The 291-nt window shown below is 68.0% G+C and carries 1 protein-coding gene; it reads left to right on the top strand.

Annotated elements, in window-relative coordinates; genetic code table 11:
• Window positions 1-291 (top strand): transposase (locus ACG02S_RS26280; RefSeq protein ID WP_394473447.1); only part of this gene is annotated, 291 nt, incomplete at both ends.

Here is a 291-nt window from a genome sequence, read left to right as displayed (position 1 = left end):
GCCACCCGCTCGCGGTTCTTGGCCGGCGCATGCCCTGGTCCGAGATCGAAGCGTCACTCGCCCCGCTGTTCGCCCGCAAGGCCCGCATGGGCAAGTCCCGCGAGGACGCCGACATGTTTGGCCCCACGCTGGTGGTGGCCGCCGGCGGCGTGAGCCGTGCGGGTCGCCCGCGGCTGCCGATCCGGTTGATGGTCTCGCTGCTGTACCTCAAGCACGCCTTCAACGAGAGTGACGAATCCGTCGTTGAGCGCTGGTCGGAGAATGTCGTTTGGCAGCTCTTCAGCGGGATGG

Origin of the sequence: Pelomonas dachongensis, assembly GCF_043555865.1 — a bacterium.
Taxonomy (GTDB): domain Bacteria; phylum Pseudomonadota; class Gammaproteobacteria; order Burkholderiales; family Burkholderiaceae_C; genus Pelomonas; species Pelomonas dachongensis.
This window is presented reverse-complemented; position numbering and strand designations above follow the sequence as displayed.